General features: G+C 58.7%; 21 protein-coding genes and 2 pseudogenes. 8 read left to right on the top strand and 15 right to left on the bottom strand.

Going from position 1 to position 25692, the window contains the following annotated elements; translation table 11 throughout:
- Positions 1–127: 127 nt before the first annotated feature.
- The 6 genes from cmoB to JFT91_RS13115 form a co-directional block, all read right to left on the bottom strand.
- Positions 128–1084, bottom strand: a complete 957-nt coding sequence (gene cmoB, locus JFT91_RS13140) for a tRNA 5-methoxyuridine(34)/uridine 5-oxyacetic acid(34) synthase CmoB (protein ID WP_201228380.1) — start codon at positions 1082–1084, stop codon at positions 128–130.
- Positions 1081–1824 (bottom strand): carboxy-S-adenosyl-L-methionine synthase CmoA, encoded by a 744-nt coding sequence (gene cmoA / locus JFT91_RS13135; protein WP_201228379.1) that lies wholly within the window; start codon positions 1822–1824, stop codon positions 1081–1083. Before cmoA ends, cmoB begins: the two co-directional genes overlap by 4 nt.
- 210 nt (positions 1825–2034) lie before the next feature.
- On the bottom strand, positions 2035–2670 hold the full coding sequence (locus JFT91_RS13130) for a lysoplasmalogenase family protein (protein WP_201232606.1): 636 nt from the start codon (positions 2668–2670) through the stop codon (positions 2035–2037).
- A 2-nt stretch (positions 2671–2672) separates the two neighbouring features.
- Positions 2673–3065 (bottom strand): protease inhibitor I42 family protein, encoded by a 393-nt coding sequence (locus JFT91_RS13125; RefSeq protein ID WP_201228377.1) that lies wholly within the window; start codon positions 3063–3065, stop codon positions 2673–2675.
- Between the two features lie 216 nt (positions 3066–3281).
- Positions 3282–5699: an endopeptidase La gene (lon, locus tag JFT91_RS13120; protein ID WP_201232605.1), complete on the bottom strand. Its 2418-nt coding sequence runs from the start codon at positions 5697–5699 to the stop codon at positions 3282–3284.
- Between the two features lie 801 nt (positions 5700–6500).
- Positions 6501–6875 carry a DUF6124 family protein gene (locus tag JFT91_RS13115; protein WP_201232604.1) on the bottom strand — a complete coding sequence of 125 codons (375 nt, stop codon included), beginning with the start codon at positions 6873–6875 and terminating at the stop codon, positions 6501–6503.
- Between the two features lie 348 nt (positions 6876–7223).
- Between JFT91_RS13115 and JFT91_RS13110 the strand changes: the two are divergent.
- Positions 7224–7443, top strand: a pseudogene (locus JFT91_RS13110) (Tn3 family transposase); the annotation flags it as partial.
- 394 nt (positions 7444–7837) lie between these two features.
- On the opposite strand, the gene JFT91_RS13105 reads toward JFT91_RS13110, so the two are convergent.
- The 7 genes from JFT91_RS13105 to JFT91_RS13075 all read right to left on the bottom strand — a co-directional run bounded on the left by JFT91_RS13105 (position 7838) and on the right by JFT91_RS13075 (position 16777).
- Positions 7838–8551, bottom strand: coding sequence for a DUF4225 domain-containing protein (locus JFT91_RS13105; RefSeq protein ID WP_242489265.1), 714 nt, complete (start codon positions 8549–8551; stop codon positions 7838–7840).
- On the bottom strand, positions 8548–9033 hold the full coding sequence (locus JFT91_RS13100; protein WP_201232603.1) for an Hcp family type VI secretion system effector: 486 nt from the start codon (positions 9031–9033) through the stop codon (positions 8548–8550). The genes JFT91_RS13105 and JFT91_RS13100 overlap by 4 nt, the downstream gene beginning before the upstream one ends.
- A gap of 257 nt (positions 9034–9290) precedes the next feature.
- Entirely contained in the window at positions 9291–10292 is a 1002-nt protein-coding gene (gene mvaD / locus JFT91_RS13095; protein ID WP_201232602.1) for a diphosphomevalonate decarboxylase, read from the bottom strand.
- The gene (locus tag JFT91_RS13090; RefSeq protein WP_201232601.1) at positions 10289–11308 is read right to left on the bottom strand and encodes a mevalonate kinase family protein; all 1020 of its coding nucleotides are present in this window, start codon (positions 11306–11308) and stop codon (positions 10289–10291) included. The genes mvaD and JFT91_RS13090 overlap by 4 nt, the downstream gene beginning before the upstream one ends.
- 45 nt (positions 11309–11353) lie before the next feature.
- Positions 11354–12583 (bottom strand): hydroxymethylglutaryl-CoA reductase, encoded by a 1230-nt coding sequence (locus JFT91_RS13085; protein ID WP_201232600.1) that lies wholly within the window; start codon positions 12581–12583, stop codon positions 11354–11356.
- A 205-nt stretch (positions 12584–12788) separates the two neighbouring features.
- Entirely contained in the window at positions 12789–15200 is a 2412-nt protein-coding gene (locus tag JFT91_RS13080; protein WP_201232599.1) for a glucose/quinate/shikimate family membrane-bound PQQ-dependent dehydrogenase, read from the bottom strand.
- Between the two features lie 215 nt (positions 15201–15415).
- On the bottom strand, positions 15416–16777 hold the full coding sequence (locus JFT91_RS13075) for a carbohydrate porin (protein WP_201228372.1): 1362 nt from the start codon (positions 16775–16777) through the stop codon (positions 15416–15418).
- Between the two features lie 300 nt (positions 16778–17077).
- Here JFT91_RS13075 and JFT91_RS13070 point away from each other — a divergent pair, with 300 nt between their 5' ends.
- Together JFT91_RS13070 and JFT91_RS13065 are read left to right on the top strand one after the other, a co-directional pair.
- The gene (locus JFT91_RS13070) at positions 17078–17308 is read left to right on the top strand and encodes a VF530 family protein (protein WP_007916799.1); all 231 of its coding nucleotides are present in this window, start codon (positions 17078–17080) and stop codon (positions 17306–17308) included.
- 1 nt (position 17309) lies between these two features.
- Positions 17310–17948: a Pr6Pr family membrane protein gene (locus JFT91_RS13065; RefSeq protein ID WP_201232598.1), complete on the top strand. Its 639-nt coding sequence runs from the start codon at positions 17310–17312 to the stop codon at positions 17946–17948.
- Between the two features lie 181 nt (positions 17949–18129).
- Here the strand turns inward: JFT91_RS13065 and JFT91_RS13060 are convergent, their stop codons facing one another.
- Both JFT91_RS13060 and JFT91_RS13055 read right to left on the bottom strand, forming a co-directional pair.
- Entirely contained in the window at positions 18130–18918 is a 789-nt protein-coding gene (locus JFT91_RS13060) for a siderophore-interacting protein (protein WP_201232597.1), read from the bottom strand.
- Positions 18915–19490: a PadR family transcriptional regulator gene (locus tag JFT91_RS13055; RefSeq protein WP_122589924.1), complete on the bottom strand. Its 576-nt coding sequence runs from the start codon at positions 19488–19490 to the stop codon at positions 18915–18917. Before JFT91_RS13055 ends, JFT91_RS13060 begins: the two co-directional genes overlap by 4 nt.
- A 497-nt stretch (positions 19491–19987) precedes the next feature.
- Between JFT91_RS13055 and JFT91_RS13050 the strand changes: the two genes are divergently transcribed.
- From JFT91_RS13050 to JFT91_RS13030, 5 genes and pseudogenes are all read left to right on the top strand, one after another.
- Positions 19988–20479, top strand: coding sequence for a CS1 type fimbrial major subunit (locus tag JFT91_RS13050; protein ID WP_201232596.1), 492 nt, complete (start codon positions 19988–19990; stop codon positions 20477–20479).
- Positions 20480–20587: 108 nt separating this feature from the next.
- Positions 20588–23110 carry a TcfC E-set like domain-containing protein gene (locus JFT91_RS13045; protein ID WP_201232595.1) on the top strand — a complete coding sequence of 841 codons (2523 nt, stop codon included), beginning with the start codon at positions 20588–20590 and terminating at the stop codon, positions 23108–23110.
- 4 nt (positions 23111–23114) lie between these two features.
- Positions 23115–24329 (top strand): hypothetical protein, encoded by a 1215-nt coding sequence (locus tag JFT91_RS13040; protein WP_201232594.1) that lies wholly within the window; start codon positions 23115–23117, stop codon positions 24327–24329.
- 42 nt (positions 24330–24371) lie between these two features.
- Positions 24372–25115, top strand: coding sequence for a molecular chaperone (locus JFT91_RS13035; protein ID WP_201232593.1), 744 nt, complete (start codon positions 24372–24374; stop codon positions 25113–25115).
- A gap of 33 nt (positions 25116–25148) precedes the next feature.
- Positions 25149–25640: pseudogene (locus JFT91_RS13030) on the top strand (CS1 type fimbrial major subunit); the annotation flags it as partial.
- Positions 25641–25692: the final 52 nt, after the last annotated feature.

Genomic DNA, 25692 nt, shown 5'->3' with positions numbered 1-25692 from the left:
GGATTCAATGTGGGAGCGAGCCTGCTCGCGAAAGCGTTGGTACATTCAACATGAATGGTGACTGACACACCGCTTTCGCGAGCAGGCTCGCTCCCACAGGGGGATCTCCGTTGTTCGGGAGAGTGGGTTATTTGCGGGCGACGATCACGGCCCGCATCGGCGCTGGCAGGCCTTCGATGGTTTTGCTGTGGTCTTCGGGATCAAGGAAGTCGCTCAGCGACTGATACTTCATCCATTCGGTGCCGCGCTGTTCCTCGACCGTTGTCGTGCTGACATCGACGCATTTCACATCAGTGAAGCCTGCGCGACGCAGCCACAATTCCAGCGCCGGCACTGACGGCAGGAACCACACGTTACGCATCTGCGCGTATCGATCTTCCGGCACCAAGACCTGTTGCTGATCGCCTTCGATCACCAACGTCTCCAGCACCAGTTCGCCGCCCTTGACCAGGCAATCCTTCAGCGCCAGCAAGTGCTCGATCGGCGAGCGACGGTGGTAGAACACGCCCATCGAAAACACGGTGTCGAAACCTTCCAGATTCGGCGGCAGGTCTTCAAACGGGAACGGCAAGTGCCAGGCATTCGGCTCGGACAGATAACGCTGCACCGCCTGGAACTGGCAGAAGAACAGCCAGTTCGGATCAACACCAATCACACTGTTCGCGCCCGCGCCGAGCATGCGCCACATGTAATAGCCGTTGCCGCAACCGACATCGAGAATGCGTTTGCCCTTCAGATCCAGATGCGGGGCGACGCGCGACCATTTCCAGTCCGAGCGCCATTCGGTGTCGACGTGCACACCAAACAAATCAAACGGCCCCTTGCGCCATGGCGACAGGCCCATCAACGCCGTGCGCATCTGCGCGCGGGTTTCATCGTCGCAATCGGTATCGAGTTTCAAACCGTTGAGCAGATCAATCTCGCTCGGCTGAATCTTCGGCAAGGCGTCCAACGCACTTTGCCAGCGCTCCAGGTCGCCGTGGCCTTTCTCCATCTTTTTGTCGAGTTGCGCTTGCAGGGTGTTGGCCCATTCGGCCAGCGGTGTACCGGCCAGGCGGCGGGCGAGGGGGGACAGATCAATCATGGCAAGGCAATCAACGAGGCAAAGTTAAGACACTGGAACCACGGCACGACTTTCGAGAACCCGGCGGCCAACAGGCGTTCGCGGTGTTCTTCGAGGCTGTCGGGCTTCATGACGTTTTCGATGGCGCTGCGCTTCTGGGCAATTTCCAGTTCGCTGTAGCCGTTGGCACGTTTGAAGGCGACGTGCAGATCGGTGAGCAACGCATGCTCTTCGGCATCGTTGAAACGCAGCTTCTCCGAGAGAATCAGCGCGCCGCCCGGCAGCAGCGACTGGCGAATGCGCGAGAGCAACGCGGTGCGCTGATCCGGGGCGATAAATTGCAGAGTGAAGTTCAGCGCCACCACCGAAGCAGGCAGGAAGTCGAGGGCGAGAATGTCGCCTTCGATCACCTCGACCGGCAGCAACTCCTGGAACATCGAGTCCTGACCGTTGAGGTACTCGCGGCAGCGTTCGACCATCGCCGCCGAGTTATCCACAGCGATTACCCGGCAACCGTCAGTGCGGACATGTCGGCGTAGCGCTTGAGTCACCGCGCCGAGGGATGAACCGAGGTCGTAGAGCACGCTGTTCGGCTGTGCGAACTGCGCCGCGAGCACGCCGAGGTTCTCGACGATGGTCGGGTAGCCCGGCACCGAGCGCTTGATCATGTCCGGGAACACCCGCACTACGTCTTCGTTGAAGGCGAAGTCAGGCACTTGGGCCAAAGGCTGGGCGAAAATGCGATCGGGTTCTTTGCTCACGGCGGTTCCGGCGGTGTAAATGGAAAGGCCGGCATTTTAGCCAAAAGGGCGCGGGGATGCTTGGGTTGTCCGACGTGGCGAGGGGATTTATCCCCGTTGGGCTGAGAAGCAGCCCCAAAATTGCCCGACAGGGTGTGTCAGGCAAAGTGTATGCATTGTTTTTACGACTGCTGCGCAGCCGAACGGGGATAAATCCCCTCACCACAAAGGTCAGGATTGTTTCTGGGAGAACGCGGAGGCGGCGATGCCCCATTGGCCCAGCCAGTAGCTGAGGATGATGACGTACGGCGCGGCGTGGAATGGCGATACAAAGCGATCAATACCAATCACGCTGTCCGAGAACACAAACGCCAGCGCACCGCCCGCCGCCAGCAGCGCCGAACGCTTGGGCACATCGGTTCCGAGACGAGCGAGGGCGCGCCAGAGCATCGCGCTGATTGCCGTGCCGTAGACGATCACCGGCAACAGCAACGGTCCCAAACCACTGGAAATCAGCAGCCCAAGCAACACCGCGCCAACACCGAGCGCGAGCACCAGTGGCAACACCGCCAGACGCTTGCAGTCACTCAGATAAGCCTTCAGATAAGCCAGATGCGCGACCAGAAATGCGCCGAGCCCGAATACAAAAAGATCCCCCGGCCATGCCAGCAACACATCACCCAGCAGCGAGAAAATCAGACCGAGGCTGATCCAGCGCCGATAGTCGCTGGGTGGCGCATCGTGCAGCCAGCCGAGCAACGCCAGCACCGGCAGGGGTTTGACCAGCAGACACAGCAACGCCGCATGGGTGCTGACACCGTAGAGAAAGGTCACCGCGCCCATCAGCGCCAGAATCAGCCAGCCCACGATCAGTTCACCGAAATGGCGCAGTCAAAGGTTTCCACCGGCAGCACTTCCGGGGCCCACGGCTGTTGCGAGGTCAGGCGCAGACGCCCGGTGCCGGGGGCGAACGCTTGAAAGCGCCAGGTGGAAAGTCCGGCCGCGCCGACCACACCGGCATCTTCCGGATTGCTGTAAACCTCGGGGCTGAGTGCGCGCAATACACCGCCAGCCGAGTCCTGAATGGCCCAGCGATAGCCGGTGGTTGGGTTGCTTGGCAGCATGATGATGAGGTTTTGGCCGTTGGTAAGGCGGACGGGGCATTCGCTTTGTTTTTCCACGGTCACGTTCTGTTTCGGTTGGGTGGCGCAAGCGGCCAGCAACGAAAGGGCGAGGGGGACAAACAGGCGAGTGGGGGACATAAGGTCAGCAGCTCCGAGCGTTCACGACGAACGGCGAGCATAACTGAAGATGAGACAAAGTGTGACAGTCTGGGCGGGTTGGTGTCCGGGCTGACGCCATCGCGAGCAGGCTCACTCCTACAGGGGTTTGTGGTGAACACAGGATTTGTGAACACCACCTCTCACTGTAGGAGTGAGCCTGCTCGCGATAACGGTAGTCATGTCACCAAAGAACTATCAGAAGAGCACCTTCGCCACATCCGCAAATTTCTTCGCAAAGTGCACAGTAATGCCTTCCTTCAAGTAGTCCGGCAGTTCCTCGAAGTTACCCCGGTTCGGCTCCGGCAAAATCAGTTCGAAAATCTTCTGTCTTCTTGCCGCAATCACCTTCTCGCGCACGCCGCCAATCGGCAGTACATGCCCGGTCAGCGTCAATTCGCCGGTCATGGCCACGCCTTTCTTCGGCGGTTGATTACGCGCGAGCGAGAGCAGGGCGCTGGCCATGGTCACGCCGGCGCTTGGGCCGTCCTTCGGTGTGGCGCCTTCCGGGACGTGCAGGTGGACGAAGGCTTCGTCGAAGAACTTCGCATCGCCGCCGAATTGCTTGAGGTGCGAGCTGACGTAGCTGTAGGCGATCTCTGCCGATTCCTTCATCACATCACCCAGCTGCCCGGTGAGTTTGAAACCGCGATTGAGCGTGTGAATCCGCGTCGCTTCGATCGGCAAGGTGGCGCCGCCCATGCTGGTCCAGGCCAGTCCGGTGATGACGCCGGTGCCGGACAACACTTGCTCGTTGCGGAACACCGGATGTCCCAGTGACGCTTCGAGGTCTTTCGGCCCGAGCTTGATCACCGCTTTCGGATCGTCAATCAGCTTCATCACCGCTTTGCGCACCAGTTTGCCCAGTTGTTTTTCCAACTGACGCACCCCGGCTTCACGGGCGTAACCGTCGATCAAGGCCTTGAGCGCGCTGTCGTTGATGCTCAGGCTGCCCTTCGACACGCCAGCCTTCTCCAGCAGTTTCGGCCACAGGTGACGCTTGGCGATGGCGACTTTTTCTTCAGTGATGTAGCCCGACAGGCGAATCACTTCCATGCGGTCGAGCAACGGGCCGGGGATCGAATCGAGGGTGTTGGCGGTGCAGACGAACAGGACTTTCGACAAGTCCATGCGCAGGTCCAGGTAGTGGTCGAGGAATTCGACGTTCTGTTCCGGGTCGAGGGTTTCCAGCAGCGCCGAGGCCGGGTCGCCCTGGTAGCTTTGGCCCATCTTGTCGATCTCGTCGAGCATGATCACCGGGTTCATCACTTCGACGTCTTTCAACGCCTGGACGAGTTTGCCCGGCTGCGCGCCGATGTAGGTGCGACGATGGCCCTTGATCTCGGCCTCGTCACGCATGCCGCCGAGGCTGAAGCGATAGAACGGCCGGCCAAGGGATTCGGCGATGGATTTGCCAACGCTGGTTTTACCCACGCCCGGTGGGCCGACCAGCAGCACGATGGAACCGCTGATTTCGCCTTTATAGGCACCGACAGCGAGGAATTCGAGGATGCGATCCTTGATGTCATCAAGGCCGGCGTGGTGTTTGTCGAGGATTTTGCGGGCGTGCTTGAGGTCGAGTTTGTCCTCGCCGTAGACGCCCCACGGCACCGAGGTTGCCCAGTCGAGATAGTTACGAGTGACCGCGTACTCCGGCGAGCCGGTCTCGAGGATCGACAGTTTGTTCATTTCTTCTTCAAGGCGCTTTTGCACCTGCGCCGGCAGGACTTTGCCTTCCAGGCGCTGTTCGAACTGTTCGAGGTCGGCGCTGCGGTCGTCCTTGGTCAGGCCAAGTTCCTGCTGGATGACTTTGAGTTGCTCTTTGAGGAAGAACTCACGCTGATGCTCGCCGATCTTGCGGTTAACTTCTGCCGAGATCTCTTTTTGCAGGCGCGCGACTTCGACTTCCTTGCGCAGCATCGGCAGGACTTTTTCCATGCGCTTGAGCATCGGCACGCAGTCGAGCACTTCTTGCAGTTCGGGGCCGGTGGCCGAGGTGAGCGCGGCGGCGAAGTCGGTCAGCGGTGACGGATCGTTGGGGCTGAAGCGGTTGAGGTAGTTCTTCAGCTCTTCGCTGTACAGCGGGTTGAGCGGCAGCAGTTCCTTGATCGCATTGATCAGCGCCATGCCGTAGGCCTTGACCTCGTCGGTCGGCTCGGTCGGCTGGTGCGGGTATTCGACTTCCACCAGATACGGTGGACGGTGGTGTTTCAGCCAAGTCTTGATACGGACGCGGCTCAGGCCTTGGGCGACGAACTGGAGTTTGCCGTTTTCGCGGCTGGCGTGATGGACTTTGACCAGCGTGCCGTATTCGGGGAGTGCGCCGGTATTGAAGTGGCGCGGGTCTTCCTGGGGCGTGTCCATGAAGAACAGGGCCAGGGAGTGGTGGTCGGATTTGCTCACCAGATCGAGGGTTTCGGCCCAGGGTTCTTCGTTGACGATGACCGGCAGGACTTGAGCCGGGAAGAACGGGCGGTTGTGGATCGGGATGATGTAGACCTTGTCCGGCAGGTTCTGGCCGGGCAGGGCGAGGCCTTTGCCTGAAGAGGTGTGTTCGATGTGTTCGGCTTCGGTGTAGTCGTCTGGGTTGTCCGGGAATTCTTGCTGGTCGCTCATGGGGCACCTGCGCAATGGAGTATGGATCTTAGATGGGGCAGGCTTTGGGTGGTTTCAATGGGAGGGGATGTTTCTGCTTGTATGTTCAGGGTTTTGACAGGGGTCACGCTTTTGACTTGGCGGCCTTTGGGCCGACCATGCTCTTGGGGTTTTGGGTGTATATCGGTTTTTTTGGTGATGGCGGATTAAGGTTTCGCCCTTACGGCGAGTCACCTTTTCCAAACGCCGAAAAGGTAACCGAAAAGGCTTTGCTCCTGCGTGCGGCCCGCTCGCTGGGGCTCGGGGTTCCTTCGCTGCGGGATTGATCCGGGGGGCATCGCCTACGGTTTGCTGCGCTGCACCTCCTCTCGATGTGTTTGGCTGCGCCAAACGGTCGCTGCGCTCCCACCCCCGGATCATTCCCTCCACTCAGCCTTCCGACGTCGCCCTTGGATCAAGATCAAGGGCTGCAGCCGAGCTAACGCTCATCCTGCGAGTGGTGCGGCTGCGCCGCGTGCGGGGGTGTGCTCATTTTTTGTGGGAGCTGTTTTGCCAGCGATGGCGGCCTGATAGCTGACCAGTCTTTGGCGGATGTACGCATTCCCTGTAGGAGCTGCCGAAGGCTGCGATCTTTTGATCTTGCTGATGCTGTTTTGTGGGGGCTAGCCTGCACGCGAAGGCGGCCTGACAGCCGACCATTTTTCTTACTGAAAGCATTCAAATTACCTGTGGGAGCGAGCCTGCTCGCGAAAGCGGTGTGTCAGGTAACATGAATGTTGGATGTGATGACGCCTTCGCGAGCAGGCTCGCTCCCACGAGGGGTTAGCTGTGTGCTGGGGGCTGGGGAATTTCGAGGTTATCCAGCACGCGATTCACCGCCAGCTCTGCCAGCATGATGATTTGCTGGATCGCCAGGATCGTATGCCGCTGCGGCGTATCCACATAAGCGGCAATATCGCTGGTCATGATGCTGGCCGAGGCCAGTGATTCGCAGGCGTGGGCCAGCAGGCTCTCGTTATCCATGTCGCTGACGACCTGGAACATGGTGCTGGGTTTGTGGGATTTCAGCGTAATGGCGGAAGGTTTCAGGTAGTGGTCGAGCGCACGCTCGGCGGCTTCGTGAAATTTTTTCGAATCTGGAGATTGGTAGGGGGAAGTGTCGTCGGTTTCGGGGGGATTGGGTGTTGGTTTGATCATGGTGAAACTCCGAATGAGAAGTGGAGCTGCCAGTCTCGATCACCGCGATGCGATAGAGGAGGCAGCTGTACGCAGGTTCGCGGACCGAGTCATTCGGAAACCCGGCATACCCGAAGGTATCCCGCGCACAGCCACCATCAAACCAAACTACTAGCACCGAAGCGCTCTGGTTTGGGCCGGCGATTATGCATCAAATCGAATGAACTACTCGGGCCGCGACGCCCGTTCGCTGAATATGCAGCGACCCCCCGAGCCTATCCAGCCAATTTCCGAGGCACAACCGACGCGACTTGTCGGAAAACTCCGCGCAATTTTCAGCGTCTGTAGGACAAGCACATTTCCCACAAGATGGTATTACTCGCGGTGGTGCTGGCACAGCAAGCCGATTTGCACCAACACAAATCGTGACCGATACCGACGCCTACAGCGATTGGGTGTTCGGGTTGTTTATCACTTCTGTCCACGCCCGGCCGACGTTGGCGTTACCAAGTTTTGGCGTACACGTCCGGACGCGGTTTACGGCAAGCTCAACGGACTTGCCCGCCAGACGGTCAAGTTCGAACTGATCGCTGAGCGGCGGTGCGTAATTCAAGCGATGGTTGTGAGGATTACCAGGACGCAGTTTTGAAAGAGTGTTTATGGGTATTGAATTGGTGTGAGCTCACTTTCGTGAAAATAACCACTTAACTTTCCGCTTAACCGGTAGTGAAAATGAATGAATGAATATGCAAGAAAACGCAATCCAGCCAATAAATGGATGTTCTGCAATTATTTCTGGTCTATGCCCTAAAAACAGAAAATCATTGTTTTCAATGATATCTATATAAGGCACAACAAATAAGCCATTGAATATTAGGCAGAAAAAAGCTTAATGCTATTTAAGTTATTTCCCGAGAGGCGCACTTTTAGAAGGTAGGCGAAAAAAGCGCCACAAACGGCCAAGATAGGGAAAAACCACACAATCATTTCGCGCTCTCTTGGTAGATCTGTTTTCCTGTTTGGAAGTCGGTATGTATTTCAAGCCCCCATGCGCTAACGCCCATTCCTTTATAAGATCGTACATAGTCTGTTCTGACATATCTAAACAAGCGCCAGGCATCGGGCTTTAATATGTATCGACTCAGGCCATAGACAGACAGGCCTAAGTCAGCGGTACTGTAGGCTAAATTTCCTTCACGCGCTTCATATCCCACCGATTTTGCTATGGCTTGATAACCCTTCCTGACAGGACCTTCTGTATCAGTTCGATCCTCTAGAAGATTGCGTCCGTTTTCATAAATGTTATTTGCTCCATGGGCCATCATTGGCACTCCAGCCACGAGACACAGCGTACCTGCTGAGGCATAGCATATCCCCCCGCCCGTTATAACCTGCATTGCACCCGCGATAGCGCCGGCACCTTTTTTGGCTATTTCCCATGACTGACTAAGCAAACTACTTTGTTCGTTCTTCAGTTCCTGAAAACCCTGTTCAGGAGTTTTTTTGCCCTGAGCAACGTCATCTACAATGCTTTTGGCGTAATAGGCGATTTCGCGGTTGAACTGCAAGCGCAGCATGCCGTCTTTGATGTGTCTAACACCTAATGTGCTGGCTTGGTTTCCAAGTTTTCCAGCGGCGGCACTGACCATCCAGTAGTCACAACTACCAGGCGTGCAACTCTCGCTCAGTGGTTTCATTCGTTATTTCCCCATGTGCCATATCCGCTAGTGCCAGCAGCATGGTGGGTCCAAGTTATATCTCGGTAACGGATGGCTATATGTTCTTGCGGTTCGGCATCGTTCTGCAAAATGGAATGAGGCATTTCAAGTGTCAGGTCAGCAATAACCCCGCCATTGATCGAAACTGAATAGAATCTTTCCTGCATGCCGGAAGGAGAGACTCGATAAAAGCTAATTGTGCAGTCTATTTTTTCTCTAGTTGAGAGTGCTTGGGCGAGGAGTGGCGAGGATTTATCAACATTTTTGGTGATGATAATTGGATTATGTGTTGGCTTATTGATATTTCCAATGTTGACCATGTTATGGGAGTAAGACAGCACCATAATTTCGTCGGTATGCCCGGACTGACACTTGTTGCCAATAGAATCCTGGGTTGAACAACCCGCCGAAATCAATCCTTGAGCCTTGCCGGTGATGGTCATGTAACCATGGTTAGCCATACGTGACACTCCTTGTAGTCAGCGGAACATCCTATTACAAGGGTTTGAGGTACGCTGTAGGGCGTTTCTGAAAAGCCATACGAAATATTCTAAAACCGGATCCGGCGGCCCAGGTTTCTCCGGTGTATTCAGAAATTGCACGTACAAAGAAAGGCGATGCCCCTCACGGGACATTGCCTTTCTTTTACCGCCGCTAAAGCTTATTCCGGCAGTATCTACGCAATCGAATAATGCCCCCTATCAAGAGTCTGTCTTCATCAAAACAGATGTTCATGCAATTGCCTCGGGCCGTCGCCCGCTTGGTCGAGGATCCAGCGTTCGATGCCGTGCAGTTTGCGTAGTTCGGCGAATATTCCGGGGCTATCTTGCGCGGTGCACAGTACGTGGACGTTGGGACCGGCGTCGATGGTGGCGCAAACCTCCAGGCCTTCGCTGCGCAGTTGGCGTACCCGTGCGAGGATCGCCAGGGTCGCGGGTTGCCAGTAGAAAATTGGCGGTTGCGAGGTCATGGCGATCATGTGCAGTTCCACGGCTTCGCGCTCGACGAGATCGGCCAAGGTGTCGAAGTCGCGTTCGAGGATGGCCCGACGCAGGTTGTCCAGGCGCTCCGGGAGCCGATCCAGACGGGTCGAATAGAAGGGGCTGCTTGCAGCGGCGAGGTGGCCCTGGCGGGAGCTGACAGTTTTGGGGCGAGGGTCGACCACGGCGATCAGGTCGCGCAGCGGCCAATGGTGGGCCGGGGCGATTTGTCGCGCGGGGCCTGACAGCAGCAGAGCATCGCACGGCCATTGCACGAAGCCGCCGAGCACTGAGCGTGCCGCCGAGCCGGAGCCGGAGCGACGTGCCAGATCACTGAGGTCGGGGTGCTGCGGCGAGTGCCCGCAGTGCACGGCGAAGGCTACCGTCAGTGCACTGAACCCCGCCGCCGAGGAGGCGATGCCTGCGCCGGTGGGGAAGCTGTTGGTCGTGGCGATGCGCAAGGGTTGCCAGTGGTCGAAGTGTTCCCGCAGCGTTTGCAGATGGCGCTCGATACCTTGGCGCAGTGTCGGGTCAGCCGGTACCAATGCGCCGCTGGAGACTTGCCAGAGTATTTCATCGCTCACACCGCGTTGCAGGGTCGCCAGGGTGCAGCGGCTGACGCAGCGGTTCAGGGTCATTGAAAGGGAGGCATTGTTGGGCTCCGTGTTTTGTACGTCGCGCATGCCCCAGTACTTGATCAGCGCGATGTTGGCGGGGGACGAGACACTGATGCGCTTCATGACTCGCTGAGCTCCAGCCCAGGCACCGCCAGTGCCGCGTTGATTCGCTGATAGCGCGCCAGCTCTGGCAGGTCTGCTGCGTCAATCACCAACAGCGCGCCCGCCTGATCCCCGGACAATCCACCCGCGCCGCAGATCTTGGCTGCGCCGCCGGATTTTTCGATGGCTCGGATCGCCTCCATGATCGGGGCGGGCACTACGCCCAGGCTTTCCAGATCCGCTTCGTAGGCCCGCACCACGGTTTTCAAGCCGTCGAGCGGCGGGGGCGATTGCTGCAACAGGGCGCGAAAACGTTCGGTATGGCGCCACAGGCTGGCCAAAAGCGGATTGTTGCTGCCTTCGAGTCGATGGCGCGTAGCGGCAATGATCTGGCCGGTGCTCTCACGGGCGCCGCCGGTATGGTAAATGCGCAGATCTGCTAGTGGCAGGTTCAGGTTGGTGTCGGACCACGAGGTGAAATGATATGCGCCATAGGGATCGCGCCGACGTTCGACCAGCGAGCCGCGCAGACTGGTGTTGTGATCGATCCCCGAAGGCTGGCCGTGTTGGTAGCGTTCGACCTGCATCGCCAGGGATTCCAGCGGATGGTGCGCCGCGTTCAGCCGGAACAGCCGTGACAACGCGGCCATCAGCGTCACCGCAAGGGCGCCGGAACTGCCGAATCCGGCATCGAGCGGAATCTGCGACTGGACGCGCAGGCTGAAGCCGCGCCAGTCCTGCGCGGGCACATGCAGGAGGATTTCGCCGATGGCGCATTTGACCAGATGATCGCGGTCGTCACACCGCAGTCGAGCAAAGGTCTGTGGGTTGGGGGTGTTGCAATAGAGCTCCCATGCTTGCCGAACATCGCGCGCGTAATCGGCCAGGTAACTCGGTGGATAAACGGCTTCGAGTGCCAGGTCGGGCAGTTGCAGTTTGAGCTGCCCGTCCTGACGCGGCTGTAGCCATACCTGACAATACAGCCCTACCGAGCAGGCCAGTATCGGGCAGCCGTGAAGGGCGGCGTGTTCGCCCATCAGGATGATTTTTCCTGGTGCCCTGGCGTGGATCACGCGCATGTTTCAGCGGCCCAGGCGCTTGTGCGCCTGTACCAGTTGATGAGAGGCCTGTGCGGCCATGATCGACAGTTCGCCGGCGAGCACCAGGGCCCCGAGAATTTCCGCCAGACGCCGGGTGTCAACACCCGGCGCGCGGGTGCCGGGGACGATGCCCATCAGCGCCAGTGCTTCACGTTGGGTGCTCAGGCCGGTGCCTCCGCCGACGGTTCCCAGTGGCGTATCAGGCAACAGAATCGAGGCGTAAATCGCGCCATGTTCGCAGGCTTCGATACAAGTGATGCCGATTGCACTCTCAGCCACTTGCGCGACGTCCTGACCCGTAGCGATGAAGAAAGCGGCGAGGATGTTGGCGTGGTGGGCGTTGCAGCCAATGGTTCCAGCCATGGCCGAGCCCAGCAGATTTTTCCGGTATTGCACCTCGCATAACGAGGTGGCGTCGGTCTTGAGAATGTCGCGCAGGATGTCGGCGCTCAGATGGACTTCGGCATGAATGCGCTTGCCGCGCCCGTTGAGGAAGTTCACTCGCGAAGGTTTTTTGTCGGTGCAGTAATTGCCTGAGATGCTGATGCACGGCACACCGGTTTCTGGACTGATCAGTTGAGTGATCGCCCGGTCGCAGGCGATGCTCGCCATGTTCATGCCCATGGCATCGCCGCTGTGGAAGCGAAAGCGCAGGTAGATCGAGGTGCCGACCACCGCCGGCACAATGTCTTGCAGTTGCAGATGGCTGCTGTCCTGTTCGCAGAGCAATTTGATCTGCTGAAAGTGGCTGCTGATCCAGGCCAGGAAAGTTTCAGTCTGCAAGATACCGGTGGAGCGAAACACCGGTGCCCGGGTGATGCCGATGTCTTCGACCCGAACCAGCGCGCCGCCGGCCGCGTGAATTGCACTGCAACCACGGGATACGCTGGCAATCAGCGCGCCTTCGCTGGTGGCCATGGGAGCATACAGAGGTTCCTGCGCCGTGATGGCCTGTCCCTTGATCAGTAACGGCCCGGCAACGCCCAGCGGTATCTGGATGGCACCGATGAAGTTTTCGCACTTTGCCGGTTGCGGATCGAAGGTGTAACGGCCGATGGTGTCCAGGGACATACCGCTGATGTGTTGCAGCGCTTCGCGGCGGATCAGCGCGGCTTCTTTTTGCGTGAGGTTATCCGGCAACTGATGCAGGTGCAGGTCACCGTTGATCAGCGCTTCGATCCAGTGAGTGCCAAAATGCGGGGTGATGGACATCGGAGGGCTCCGCTCATCTATAGGTGCGTCATTGCGTGCACCTGTCATTGATGATCGGCAAGAAACGCTCTCGTGGCGACTGTCAGAGTTGACAGTTGTCTATACCGATTGGCGATTGAGACGCTGCCATATGCTCATCTCGCCAGGCACAAAAAAGGCGATGACCCTTGCGGGACATCGCCTTCTTCTTTACCGCCGCTAACGCTTATTCCGGCAGTTTGTACGCAATCACATAGTCACCCATTTTGGTGCCCAGCGAACCGTGACCACCCACAACCAACAGGACGTATTGCTTGCCGTCCTTGCCGGTGTAGGTCATCGGAGTCGCTTGGCCGCCCGCAGGCAGACGCGATTTCCACAGCTCTTTACCGCTGTTCACGTCGTACGCACGCAGGTACTGGTCGAGGGTGCCGCTGAGGAAGCCGACGCCGCCGGCAGTCACCATCGAGCCGCCCATGCTCGGCACGCCGAGGGTGAAGCCGATCGGGATTGGCGAGCTGTCGCGGCTGGTGCCGTTTTTGCGTTTCCACACGACTTTGCCAGTGGTCAGGTCGATACCAGCAACGTAGCCCCAGGCCGGGGCCTGGCACGGTACGCCGAGTGGCGACATGAACGGGTGCATGATCACCGCGTATGGCGCGCCGGTGTTCGGTTGCACGCCAGCGGTTTCGCTTTCGCGTTTGCTGTCGGCGGCGACTTGCTCGCGCGGCACCATTTTCGACACGAAGGCCATGTAGTTCGGGCTGGTGAACAGGATCTGACGCACCGGATCGACCGACACGCCGCCCCAGTTGAACACACCGACGTTACCCGGGTAGATCAGGCTGCCCTGTTCCGACGGCGGGGTGTATTGGCCTTCGTAACGCAGTTCCTTGAACTGTATGCGGCACAGCATCTGGTCGAACGGGCTCGCGCCCCACATGGCTTTTTCGGTCAGTTCCGGGGCCAGCAGGTTGAGGTCCGAACGGGCCTGGGTCGGTGCGGTGTGGTCGCCTTTCACGGCGCCTTGCGGTACCGGGATTTCCTTGATCGGGATGATCGGCGTACCGTCACGACGGTCGAGGACGTACAGGCTGCCCTGTTTGGTCGGGGCGATCAGCGCAGGTTTCACGCCGTCGGCGGTTTTCATGTCGAGCAGGGTTGGCTGGCTGCCAACGTCCATGTCCCACAGGTCGTGGTGAGTGAACTGGTAGTTCCAGCGCACTTTACCGGTGGCCAGGTCCAGCGCGACAACGCCGGCGCTGAATTTCTCGGCGCCAGGAGTGCGGTCAGCGCCCCACTGGTCAGGAGTCTGGTTGCCCAGAGGCAGGTAAACCATGCCGAGTTTTTCGTCGACACTGGCCAGCGACCACATGTTGGCCGAGTTACGGCTGTAGATTTCGCCCGGTGCCAAAGGCTCGGTGGCGTCTGGCTTGTCGCTGTCCCAGTTCCATACGAGGTGACCGTCGCGCACGTCGAAAGCGCGGATCACGCCCGATGGCTCGTTGGTCGATTCGTTGTCGGTAACGTGACCGCCCATGATCACCAGATCACGGGTAATCGCGGCAGGCGAGGTGGAGTAGTAGCCACCCGCGGTGAACGGGCCGATGCCTTGGGTCAGGTCAACCACACCGTTTTTGCCGAAGCCTTCGCAGATCTTGCCGGTGTCGGCGTTCAGGGCGATCAGGCGAGCATCAGCGGTGGGCAGGTACAGACGACGCGGGCAGGCCTGAGCAACGGCTTTGCCAGCTTCGGAGATAACGGCGGACGCAGCATTTTCAGTCTTGGCGTAAGCGGCTTCGTCGTAGTACGACACGCCACGGCAAGTCATGTGTGCGAAGCCTTTGAAGCCGACCGGGCTCTTGATCTGCGGGTCGAAGCGCCACAGTTCCTTGCCGGTGTCCGGGTCCAGCGCGAGCACTTTGCTGTGCGCGGTGCAGGCATAGATCATGCCGTTGGCTTTCAGCGGGGTGTTTTCGTTGGTCAGCTCAACCGGGTCATCAGCGGTCGGCAGATCGCCGGTCTGGATGCGCCAGGCTTCTTGCAGCTTGCCGACGTTGGCCGGGGTGATCTGCTTCAGCGGCGAGTAACGGTCACCGAATTCGGTGCGGCCATAGGCCTGCCAGTCCCCATCCGGCATCGCTGGTGCGGTGCTGGTGGTGTCGGCGGTGTCGCGACCCAGTTCGCCGAAGGTTTCGCCCGGGTGGGTGAACAAGCTGATCAGCGCGGTGAGGCCGGCCAGCACCACAGCCACGGTCAAGCCGCGAGTGCCCATTGGCGCCGGGCCGTCGAGCAGCAGTGGACGACGGAACCATGGCAGCAACATCACGAAGCCGAGAACGAACCACAGGGCCAGACGTGGCACCAGTTGCCACCAGTCCAGGCCGACTTCCCACAGCGCCCAAACAGTGCTGGCAAACAGCACGATGGCGTACAGGCCCAGCGCGGCGCGACGGCGCAGCAGCAACAGAATACCGGTCAGCGCAATGCCGATACCGGCCAGCAGGTAGTACAGCGAGCCGCCGAGCATGCTCAGCTTGACCCCTCCGGCCAGCATGGCCAGGCCCATCAGTAGAAGCAGAATGCCGAGCAGGCTGGGTAGCAGACGGCCCCGACTCGAAGCACTTTCGGTGCTCATAGTGTGATTCTCCGTGACGTTTATGTAGTCCCGCGCTGTAGTCACTGTAGATGACGATTGGGCGCGGGTATGGTTCAGATAAAAACTTGTCTAGCTAACGAATTTCATGTGGGAGCGAGCCTGCTCGCGAAAGCGGTGTGTCAGTCGACTTCTTTGGTGAAGTTGAAATTGCTTTCGCGAGCAGGCTCGCTCCTACATTTGATCCGTGGTGTTGTTTAGAACGAGGACTGGATCTTGATCCCGCCGATCAGGGCGTCGTCGACGTTGTTCACGCCACCGGGGTGGCGGATGTATTGCAGGTTCGGGCGCACGGTCAGCCAGTTCGTCACGTGCACGCCGTAATACAGTTCGGCGCTGTATTCGGTGTCTTGCGGCGGCAGGAACGACGGATCGTCGTAGTCATAAACGGCGTGGGCCTGATTGCTCGCTTCGGCGTTTTTGCGGTAGGCCGGGTTGACGTGCACGCGGGCGAGGGCGAAACCGATGTCGTCTTTTGCACGAGCATCGAACGGGCCTTTGTAGGTGATGCCGGCCTGCACATAGTTATCGATGGCGTTGGTTTTCTTGTCGTGCATCGTGCCGTTGGCGAACACGCTCAAACCGCGCGAGTTGTCGCTGGCCACGCTGGTGACTTGCTGCTGAATGCCCAGCCACACGCCGTGTTTGCTCGATGCGCTGCGGTAGGCTTCGCCGCTGAGGGCGGCCGGTTGGCCATTCTGATCTTTATAAGCATCGGTGGCCTTGGCGTTGCTGTAGTAGTAACCGGCGCGGTATTCGCCCGGCAAACCATTGAGCTTCGGCGTCCACACCAGCTCGATCGGCAGGATCGCGCCTTGGGTGCCGCTGCCGCTGAGTTTGAAACCGTTGCCGCGATCGAGGTTCGACGGGTTCTGCTCATAGGCGCCGACCTGCGCGTACAGCTCTGGGGTCAGGTGATATTTGACGCGCATCGCCCATTGGCTGACCGGCCAGTTGTACCAGATGCCGCCGACCCAGTTGCCGACCTGCGAGCCGCAGAACGCCAGGTTCTGGAAGTCGCACGGGAAGCTGTTGAAGTCTTCGCCTTCGCCGAAGCGGCCGACCTTGATGTCGAGTTTCTGATCGAAGAATTTCTGCTGATACCACATCTGCGTCAGGCGCGTGGTCTGGCCACGGCCCCAGACTTCCTGGGCGGAAGTGAAGCCGCCGACGCGCGGATCGTTGATCCGGTCGTTGCTGATGTTGTTGCCGCTGCGCTTGGTGATGGTCAGTTGGAATTCTGCATCGTCCCAGCCGAGGATTTTTTGCAGGTCCAGGTGAGTGCCCAGGCCAAACTGATCGCTGTAACGCGCGGTGCGGTCGTGATCGTAGCCACCGTGCAGGTTGCTGCCCATTTCGCCGGTGTAATCGAGTTTGAAGTCGTAGCCTTTTTCCGAGAGTTCGGTGCGCGTGCCGTTCCAGTCACCGAGCATCCACGGTGAGTCACTGTCGAACGCGGGCGCCGCTTGAGCGCAGGTGGCGAGGCCCAGCGCGGTGCAGCCGCCAAGGGTGCGCAGTACTGAGGTAGCGCTGTCTCGGGAGAAGGAAAAATCGGGCATGGATAAGTCTTTTTTTGGTGTTTTCGGGATGCAATTCGAGCGCTTCAATATGTCGCAGGCAGTGAAGCGTTTCAGCGGAAGGGCGGCAGGATAATGATCTGTAACAAAAAGACAAAGGGCTTTTGCAGACATGCAGCATTTCGCAATCGGTAACAGTGCGGCAAACGGGCGCATTGTGGGCCGTGTGCTGGCCTGCGATCTTTGCGGGTTGGCCTACATTTGAAGGTAGGCCTTCCACCCGATCACCCCCTCGGCTAAGGTGCGCGGCTTCTGCATTTTCACTTCGCTCAAAGGCCTGGCATGAACGAACAAACCCCCGATCCGCTGCACGGCGTGACGCTTGAACAGATCCTCAACGCTTTGGTGAGCCATTACGAATGGTCGGGGCTGGCCGAGCGCATCGATATCCGCTGCTTCAAAAGCGACCCGAGCATCAAGTCGAGCCTGACGTTCCTGCGCAAAACCCCGTGGGCGCGCGAAAAGGTCGAGCGTCTGTATGTGAAGTTGATGCGCACCAAGCGACCGCTCTGAGATGGACGCCGTCTGGCGGCGACGCCTGATCACTTGCGCTGCCGTATTGGGTTGGGCGGGATTGGCTATTCAGCTTTATCTGATTTTCTTCGCGCGTTTGAGCGTCAACGCCAGTCTGTTGGGCGGGCTGGTGAGCTTTTTCAGTTACTTCACGATTTGGACGAACACGCTGGTGGCGACGGTGTTGACCTGCGCTGTAACTGATCGCGAATCCGCCGCACGCCGCTGGTTTTTAAAGCCGTGGGTGAGTAGCGGGATTGCCGTGAGTATTGTCGTGGTCGGTCTGGCCTACAGTATTTTGCTACGGCATTTGTGGCATCCGGAGGGTTGGCAGTTTGTTGCTGATGAATTGCTGCACGACGTAATGCCGCTGCTGTTTTTGGGGTATTGGTGGTTTTGCGTACCGAAGGGCAGATTGCGCCTGTGGCATCTGCCACTGTGGCTGATTTATCCGCTGGTGTATTTCATCTACGCCTTGCTGCGCGGGCATTTGCTGGGCGCGTATGCGTATCCGTTCATTGATGTGGCGGTGTTGGGTTATCCACAGGTGTTTATTAATGCCGGGGGGATATTGGTGGGGTTTGTGGTGATCGGGTTGCTGGTAATCGGCCTCGACCGCTGGCGCGGATCGCAGTCCTGAATTCATGCAAAACCTGTGGTGAGGGGATTTATCCCCGATGGGGCGCGGAGCGGCCCTGAAACCTGCCTCCACGGATTACTCACCCTGGTGCAGGTTCTGGGGCCGCTGCGCAGCCCATCGGGGATAAATCCCCTCACCACAATTAAGTTCCCCCCTCAAGTGGAGGGTGAATACCAAAAAGTCACTCCTCTTCAGGAGTGCCTTCAGCGCGCCAGTAGCCGACGGCTTTGATGAGTTGCTCATCCAGCCCGTGCTCATCGATCAGCACCCGGCGAATCTGCCGTGAGACTTTGGTTTCCGTCGCCACCCACGCGTACAGATTGCCTTGGGGCACCTGCAACTGTTTGACGGTGGTCAGCAGGTTGTCCTTGCCGCCTTCACGCAATACCCAGATCACATTGACCTGTGCTGCGCTTTCCAGCACTTGTTGCTCGCGTCCGTTTTCCACTTCGATCACCACCAGCGCCTTGCGATTCGCCGCCAGACCTTCGAGGCGACGGGCGATGGCGGGCAGGGCGGTTTCGTCACCGATCAACAGATAGCTGTCGAAGATGTCCGGCACGATCATCGAGCCGCGCGGCCCGCCGATGTGCAGGAATTGTCCCGGTTTGGCTTGCTCAGCCCAGGTCGAGGCAGGGCCATCGCCGTGCAGGACGAAATCGATGTCCAGTTCCAGTTTGTCCAGGTCGTAGCGACGCGGTGTGTAGTCGCGCATTTCGGGCATTGGTCCGTTGTCCTTGCCAGCGCCAAGTACCATCGTCTCCAGTGCCGCCGTCTGTTCGGCGTTCTGCGGGAACAGCAGTTTGACGTGATCATCCGTGCCCAGGCTGATGAAGCCGGCCAGTTCCGGCCCACCGAGGGTGATGCGGCGCATGCGCGGCGTCAGGTCGACCACACGCAGCACTTCAAGCTTGCGGCGTTTGATTTCGTGCATCACGCGGTGAATGGTTTGGGTATCGACTGCAGTCATTCGGCTTTCTCCGAGGCAGGTTGAACGGCAGGGCCGTCGACGATTGCTTTGGCGGTGTCGTTGAGCAGGTCACGCACGCGCAGGATTTCTTCCGGGCTCCAGCGCCCGTGGTGCATTTGCAGGGCATGGCGCAAGTTGTGCACCGCTTCGTGGATTTCGGCGGGGCGGTCATGGCCGCGCAGTGAGCGTTTGCTGACGTCGATACGCATGCGCACGCCATCAAGCGCCACGGCCTGTTCGCCTAGCGACAAACGCCCGGCCTCGGTAACGCTGTAGCGTTTTTTGCCGCCCTCGGCGTCGCCGGCAATCAGGTCGCTTTCTTCCAGGAAGGTCAGGGTCGGGTAGATCACGCCGGGGCTTGGGCTGTACGCGCCGTCGAACATGCCTTCGATCTGGCGGATCAGGTCGTAGCCGTGGCACGGCTGTTCGGCGATCAATGCCAGCAACAGCAGTTTCAGATCGCCGGGTGCGAACACCCGTGGGCCACGGCCGCCGCGTTCGCGACCGGGACGCTTCTCGAAGCCGTCACGGCCGTCGCCGTGTTCGCGGTGGGGGGAATGATGGTCTCTCATTTCTGTCTTCTCTCGTCGTGTTTAGATACAACTTAAGATATATCTTTAGGCCGGCGCAAGACGTTTTTTCCCCGACCTGCTGGCGGCTGACGAGCGGCGATCTCTGCAGAGAATGCAACAGCTTAATTTTCACCAGGGTTTCGCAAAGGATAACTTTGAAGTTAAAGTCATCACTCTATTTAATCGAGCAAGTATTCTAAATATATAACTAAGTGCTGCTATGTCTGGGCGAAGCTGCTGTATGGTTTTTTAACTGAATCTGTATGTAGGGCATAACTTACAGCCACTGTTTTGAATATCGTTTTTTTGTTCTTTTTTCTTGCGGGTCATGAGGTTGTCGAACTACGAGGTTATAGGAAGTTACTTGCTTACATTCCGGAGGCAACAGTCGATGATGCTCCGGCATTGAAAGTTCAAGTTGACCTGGCTCAACTCCCCTGAGGGTTTACCTGAACTTTCAATTCTTCCTTCTCATCAAGAAAACAAGGTACTGAACGATGTTCAAGAAAATCGCAATCGCTGCTCCGTTGGCTCTTCTGGCACTGGGTTCCTCGGGAGCGTTCGCCGCTGGTGAAGCCGCTCACTCCATCAACATCGTCGCTCATGTGCCGACCAACGGCTTTTATGTAGTGCCGACCAACCCTGATCTGATCAACAAGGATCAGCGCATGGACTACAACCCGAGCAAGGGCAAGATGGACGAAGTCGACGGTTTCTTCGACGTGCGTAACAACAACGGCTCGGTACACGCCAGCCTGGACAGTGAAGCCAAGTTGATCTCCGGTTCCAGCAACATCCCGTTGAAAGTCACGCTGAACAACCGCGTCCTCAATCAGACGCCACAACTGGTAGTGGGTGAGTCCGAGTCGGATGTGAACTTCCGTGCAGCGCTGAATATCAGCGCGGTCGGCGGCTCCTTTGAGCCGGGCGATTACACCGGTGTGGTTGCGATGACCTTCGACGCTGTTCCTCCGGTCGCGACGCCTTGATCGAGCGCGTCGACAACCAGCGCTGACCCCAGGTCAACGCTCACCGAGGGGGCAAGCCGTGTGCTTGCCCCCTCGGACTTCCACATTTCGTAATCAGAGTAAGAGTTCATGTTCCCGATGACACCCATCGCGGCGGCGCTTGCACTTTTGTTTTGTGCCAGCGCAGCCGTGGCTTCCAACTCCGCCGGCACCACGCCGCGTAACTTGCTGGCGCAGGCGAAAGGGTTGCCGAGCGAATTCGAAGAGCACTTCTTTGATGTACCACTGGCGGTGCGTGTTGAGTTGGACCAACAGTTTCTGGGCGAGGCGATGATTGTGTTGTCACGCGATGATCGCATCACCCTGCTCGAATTTACCGAAAACATCGACAGCAACTTCAGCGCCACCGAGCGCGATGTCTGGGCCGACTATCTCGGTCGCGGTGTTGCCTTGGGCGCCTGCCAGGGCAGTTGCCCGGAGCAGATGCTCGCCGTGCACTACAACCTGGAAAATTCGCTGGTGTCGATCGTCACCGAAAATGCCGAGCGCGACAGCCAGGCCCCGCGCTATTACCTGCAACCACAAGCCGGCAGCACCGGATTGATCGTACGCAACCAGCTCAATCTCAACGGTGGCCAGGATCAGGATCTCGGTGGCCGCTACGGGCTGGTCACCAGCAGCAGCCTGGGCAACTGGACGCAAAGTCTCAACGTGCAAATGGCCCGTCTGGGCGGTTCGGACGAACAGATGTATCACGCCGTGCAAGAGCTCTACAGCCAGAAAGAGCTGCAGGGCAGCTTCCTGCGGCTTGGCTATTTCATGCCCGACTCTGAAGGTCTGACTCGCCAGCCGCGTTCGTTCGGCGCCAGCCCGGACACCGCAGTGGGCGCCATGTACGGCAGTTCCGACAGCCTCGCCATTGACAATCCGAAACCCAGCGTTTATCCGCTCTATGTCACCGCTAACCGCCAAGCTTCGGTGGAGATTTATCGCAACGGCATGCTGATCAACACGCAACCGGTCGATGCCGGTTTGCAAACGCTGGATACCCGACCGCTACCCGGCGGCATCTATGAAGTTGAAGTGCGCCTGATCGAAGACGGCCAGATCACCTCCACCACGTCCGAACTGATCTACAAACCGAACAATTGGCGCAATCACGACGAACGCTGGCGTTACAACGTCTTCGCCGGGCGCGAGAGCAAGTTGTGGAGCAACTGGGACGACCAGGCGTCCGGCGGCATGACGGCTGGCGCTGCGTTCAACTACTTGCTGCATCCGCGAGCCATCGTCGGATTCTCCGGGCGGCAGATCAGCGAAAAATTGCAGTACGGCACTTCGATCGACTGGACGCTGGCCAACAACACCAGCGTGTTCGGTAACCTTTATCAGACCGAAGACCACGGCACCGGTCTCGATCTGCAAGGCATGTACAGCTACGGATCGGGCAGTATTTTTCTCACCCACAACCGCAGTTGGCTCGACACCACCAACACCTACGAAACCTTGCCGGACGGCACTCGCGTGCGTCAGCGCAACGTATTCATCGGCCAGACCAGCAACTCGGCGCTGTCGGTCAATCACCGGGTCAGCAACAAAAGCTCGATCAATGCACGGGTGTCGCACAGTGACGGCAACGTCGAGGGTGTTGCTGTTGATCTGGGCTGGACCCAGCGCGGCGAATTGTTTGGCAACGATGCCAACTGGCGGTTTTCGGTGTTCGACCGCCCCGGCAGTTTCAGCAGCGGCGATGCCCGCAATCGTGGGGTCGATCTGAGTCTAAGCCTGGCGTTGGGCGCTCCGGGCGAGCAGATTTCCGGCAGCCTCGGCTCTCGCACTTCGCGCGATGGCGGGCGTGACAACAATGCCTCCCTGACGTACCGCAAGGATTTGCAAGACCACCTGCTGCAAAGCGTCTCGGCCACGGCGATCGCCGACACCTATGGTTTGGGGCTTTCCGGTACTGGCAGCTTCCAGAGCGACGCGGTCAACGGTGACGGCTTTGTGCAGCGCTCATCGTTCAACGGCAACCTCACCGGCGGCCTCAACCTGGACAGCACCGTTGCCCTGAGCGGCCAACACCTGACCATGACCAGTCAACACGACCGAGGTGGCGCCGGAATGATTGTCGACGTCGAGTCCGACCTGGACGACATCGCCCTGCGCGCCGACGACCTCAGCGGCGGCAGCGCCAATCTGCGGCCGGGGCGCAACTTCATCCCGATCACCGCGTACAAAAACGGCACGGTGAGCTTCGATTTTGAAGGCAACGATGTGCCCGCCGCCGCGATTCAACCGGCGCGCATGAGTTATCACTTGAACAAGGGCGGCGTCGATTATCGAAAGATCCGCGTGATGAAAACCCTGACCGTTCTCGGTCGCTTGATCGACCCCTCAAGCCAACCGCTCAAGGGCCACCACATCATCAACCACGCCAGCCGTGGCGTGAGCGAAGTGGACGGGTTCTTCTCGATGGAAATGAACGCCGGTGCGCCGACGCTGGAAGTGCGCCAGGGCGATCAATTGCTCTGCCGGTTCCGTTTGAACACGGACGCGGCGCGCGTGGAAAACAACGTGTTGATGATCGGTGATCTGCGTTGTACGCCGGATACCTTGGCCGATGTCACCTCCACCGAACAGAAGGCGGGCTGATCCGATGAAAAGACTCACTTGTGGTCTGGGCTTGTGCCTGGTGATGGCCACGCCGGCAATCGAGGCGGCCAGTCGCGAAATTCGCGCGTTGTTTCAGCCGGATTCGTCACAACCGAACAAGAACGTGTTCGTCAACCAGACGCCGAACAGCGGCTACTGCGAAGGCTATCCGTCCGAGTGCAAAGACAACAATATGTTCAGCATCCAGTTGCCGGTGCGCTTCAATTCCACCCGGGCGCTGATGCCCAATGACAGCATTGATCTGAGGGTGCCGGCCAATTGGCGGCCGTTGACCGTGACTAATGCCGAAACCGGGGAAGCCGAAACGGTGGAAGTGCGCATCATCGGCATCGGCTCGCAGTACATTCTCAGCGATCCAGCCTACAAACTGGTCGGGGTGACGGACCCGCTTGAAGGTCATCAAAAACTCTGGACCGGCAGCAGTTGGGTGTATGCGCCTGCGCCATGCCAATACAGCGGCGTCGGTGCTTATGGCGACAATCGCTATCGTTTTTTCTGGAAGGCGCCGGTTGAAGCGGCGTGTAGCAAAGTCGCGGCTTTCAGCATCCCGTCGATGTACTTCGATACCCTCGATTTCGCCTATGAACTGCGCACGCCCAATCCGCTGGGTATGTCTTCCGGGTTATACACCGGCTCAATGACCTACTCGATCGGGCCAACCGGTGACTTCAGCCTGGGGCCGTTGATGACGCCCGATGACGGCGCACTGAATCTGGATTTCGTACTCGACGTACAGCACACCCTCAAAGTCGATCTGCCGCCGGGCGGCAATCGCGTGGTGCTGGAGCCCGAAGGTGGCTGGATGCGCTGGATCGACAGCGGCAAGAAGCCGATCAAGATTTACCGTGACCAACAGTTTTACCTGTCGGCCTCATCGCGCTTCAAAGTGATGATGCTGTGCAGCTCAACCGGTGGTCCGCGCTGCAAAATGATGAGCCCGAAGGGCGCTTCCACCGAAGTTGAAACCTATCTCACGTTGCCCGCCGGCATCACCGGCCCCGGCGGTGTCGACGTCAAGCTGTACCAGTTGCAATACAACACCTGGGGCGGGCCCTTCCAGCCGAGCATTTATGTTGATCGCAAGGTCGGTTCGCTGCGCTTCGAAATACCCAAGGACGCAATCGACTTCCTGATCCGTCCCGGGCTCAGCGACACGTTCACCGGCAACATCACCGTTATCTGGGATTCGGAAGTCTGAAAACTCCGACAGGCCCTTTGATTTTTCATGGAGTTGAAGACGATGAAGCGTGTTTTTTTACTGGGCGTGCTCAGTCTGTTTGGCCTGGCGGCACAGGCCGGTCCGCAGATCAATGTGGGCACGGTGTATGACTATCTGGACGCCGATAAAAGTACTTACCTGAAACGGGTGTTCAACAGCGGCGACGCCACCGCGTTCGTCAAGGTCAATGTGCTGGAAATCGTCTACGGCGCCGATGGCGTGCCGCAGGAAATTGCCGTCGAGAACGCCGCCGACGGTGCTTCGCGCAATGGTTTGATGGCCAGCCCGGCACGCCTGATCGTCCCGGCCAACGGCACCCAAGGCACGCGTTTGCTGTACATGGGCGAGCGGGAAAAAGAGCGCTATTTCCGCGTCCGGTTTGTTCCGGTGGTTCCCGAAAAAGCCGATGAGTTCGTGGTCAGCGGCGAGGAACGCGAGGACTATAAAAAGAACCTGAGCGCCGGGGTCAACCTTATGACCGGGTTCGGTACGATCTTTTTCGTGCGGCCGCGAGATGCGCGTTTCGCCACCGCCATCAATGAAACCGACAGTCGCTACGAATTGCGCAACAACGGCAACACCGTGGTGGTCATCGACGAGTTCAAAAGCTGCGCGCTGGCCGACGAAGCCGACTGCGGCGCGACCACCAAGCATCACGTGCTGGCCGGCAAGAGTTTCGCTTTCGATAAAGAGCCGGGCCGTCAGTACCGCTTCTTTCTGATCGAGGGCGAGCAGAAAAAAATCCTCCAGGTCAGCCGCCGCTAGGTCTGTTCTCCATTGACGCAACGGGTAATCAACATGATCAAGCAATGCACCGTCGTCGCGCTGATCGCCACGGCAGCCCTGACGACCACCGTGATCTGGGCCGCCCGCGAAGAACACACGTTCGAAGTGACGCTGGTGGTACCCAGTCGGCCGTTTTACGTTCTTCCGGCGGAGTCCGACTGGATCCACCGGCCGCAACGGCTCGAATGGCATCACGCCACTTCAACCTTGGGCAGCATGCGCAAGAACTTCGATGTACGCCACGACACCAGCGCGATCGAAGCACGCCTGGAGACGATCCCCTACCTGTCCAACGGCAAGTCGGGCGACGATATCGAATTGCGGGTCACCTTCAATGGCGTGGTATTGAGCGCAGAACGGCCGCCACGCCAGGTGGTTTCGCAAGAGGAAGCGGCGGCAGGCAAACGCGTGCTACTGGAAATCGATCCGGTTGAACCGGCTGGGGGTTATCGCCCCGGCGACTACAGCGGCAATGTGCTGTTGCTGTTCTATTCCAAGGCGCCGGGGAGTGAAACCTGCGTGCGGTTGACGAAAAACCAACCGCGATCACGCACTT

It is taken from the genome of Pseudomonas sp. TH08, assembly GCF_016651275.1.
In the GTDB taxonomy this organism is placed as follows: Bacteria; Pseudomonadota; Gammaproteobacteria; order Pseudomonadales; family Pseudomonadaceae; genus Aquipseudomonas.
This window is presented reverse-complemented; position numbering and strand designations above follow the sequence as displayed.

Bases quoted from the DNA above. Each gene is read 5' to 3' on its own strand.
- cmoB (WP_201228380.1), bottom strand. From the start codon at position 1,084: ATGATTGATCTGTCCCCCCTCGCCCGCCGCCTGGCCGGTACACCGCTG.
- JFT91_RS13125 (WP_201228377.1), bottom strand. From the start codon at position 3,065: ATGTCCCCCACTCGCCTGTTTGTCCCCCTCGCCCTTTCGTTGCTGGCC.
- lon (WP_201232605.1), bottom strand. From the start codon at position 5,699: ATGAGCGACCAGCAAGAATTCCCGGACAACCCAGACGACTACACCGAA.
- JFT91_RS13115 (WP_201232604.1), bottom strand. From the start codon at position 6,875: ATGATCAAACCAACACCCAATCCCCCCGAAACCGACGACACTTCCCCC.
- JFT91_RS13105 (WP_242489265.1), bottom strand. From the start codon at position 8,551: ATGAAACCACTGAGCGAGAGTTGCACGCCTGGTAGTTGTGACTACTGG.
- JFT91_RS13100 (WP_201232603.1), bottom strand. From the start codon at position 9,033: ATGGCTAACCATGGTTACATGACCATCACCGGCAAGGCTCAAGGATTG.
- mvaD (WP_201232602.1), bottom strand. From the start codon at position 10,292: ATGAAGCGCATCAGTGTCTCGTCCCCCGCCAACATCGCGCTGATCAAG.
- JFT91_RS13090 (WP_201232601.1), bottom strand. From the start codon at position 11,308: ATGGGCGAACACGCCGCCCTTCACGGCTGCCCGATACTGGCCTGCTCG.
- JFT91_RS13085 (WP_201232600.1), bottom strand. From the start codon at position 12,583: ATGTCCATCACCCCGCATTTTGGCACTCACTGGATCGAAGCGCTGATC.
- JFT91_RS13080 (WP_201232599.1), bottom strand. From the start codon at position 15,200: ATGAGCACCGAAAGTGCTTCGAGTCGGGGCCGTCTGCTACCCAGCCTG.
- JFT91_RS13075 (WP_201228372.1), bottom strand. From the start codon at position 16,777: ATGCCCGATTTTTCCTTCTCCCGAGACAGCGCTACCTCAGTACTGCGC.
- JFT91_RS13070 (WP_007916799.1), top strand. From the start codon at position 17,078: ATGAACGAACAAACCCCCGATCCGCTGCACGGCGTGACGCTTGAACAG.
- JFT91_RS13065 (WP_201232598.1), top strand. From the start codon at position 17,310: ATGGACGCCGTCTGGCGGCGACGCCTGATCACTTGCGCTGCCGTATTG.
- JFT91_RS13060 (WP_201232597.1), bottom strand. From the start codon at position 18,918: ATGACTGCAGTCGATACCCAAACCATTCACCGCGTGATGCACGAAATC.
- JFT91_RS13055 (WP_122589924.1), bottom strand. From the start codon at position 19,490: ATGAGAGACCATCATTCCCCCCACCGCGAACACGGCGACGGCCGTGAC.
- JFT91_RS13050 (WP_201232596.1), top strand. From the start codon at position 19,988: ATGTTCAAGAAAATCGCAATCGCTGCTCCGTTGGCTCTTCTGGCACTG.
- JFT91_RS13045 (WP_201232595.1), top strand. From the start codon at position 20,588: ATGTTCCCGATGACACCCATCGCGGCGGCGCTTGCACTTTTGTTTTGT.
- JFT91_RS13040 (WP_201232594.1), top strand. From the start codon at position 23,115: ATGAAAAGACTCACTTGTGGTCTGGGCTTGTGCCTGGTGATGGCCACG.
- JFT91_RS13035 (WP_201232593.1), top strand. From the start codon at position 24,372: ATGAAGCGTGTTTTTTTACTGGGCGTGCTCAGTCTGTTTGGCCTGGCG.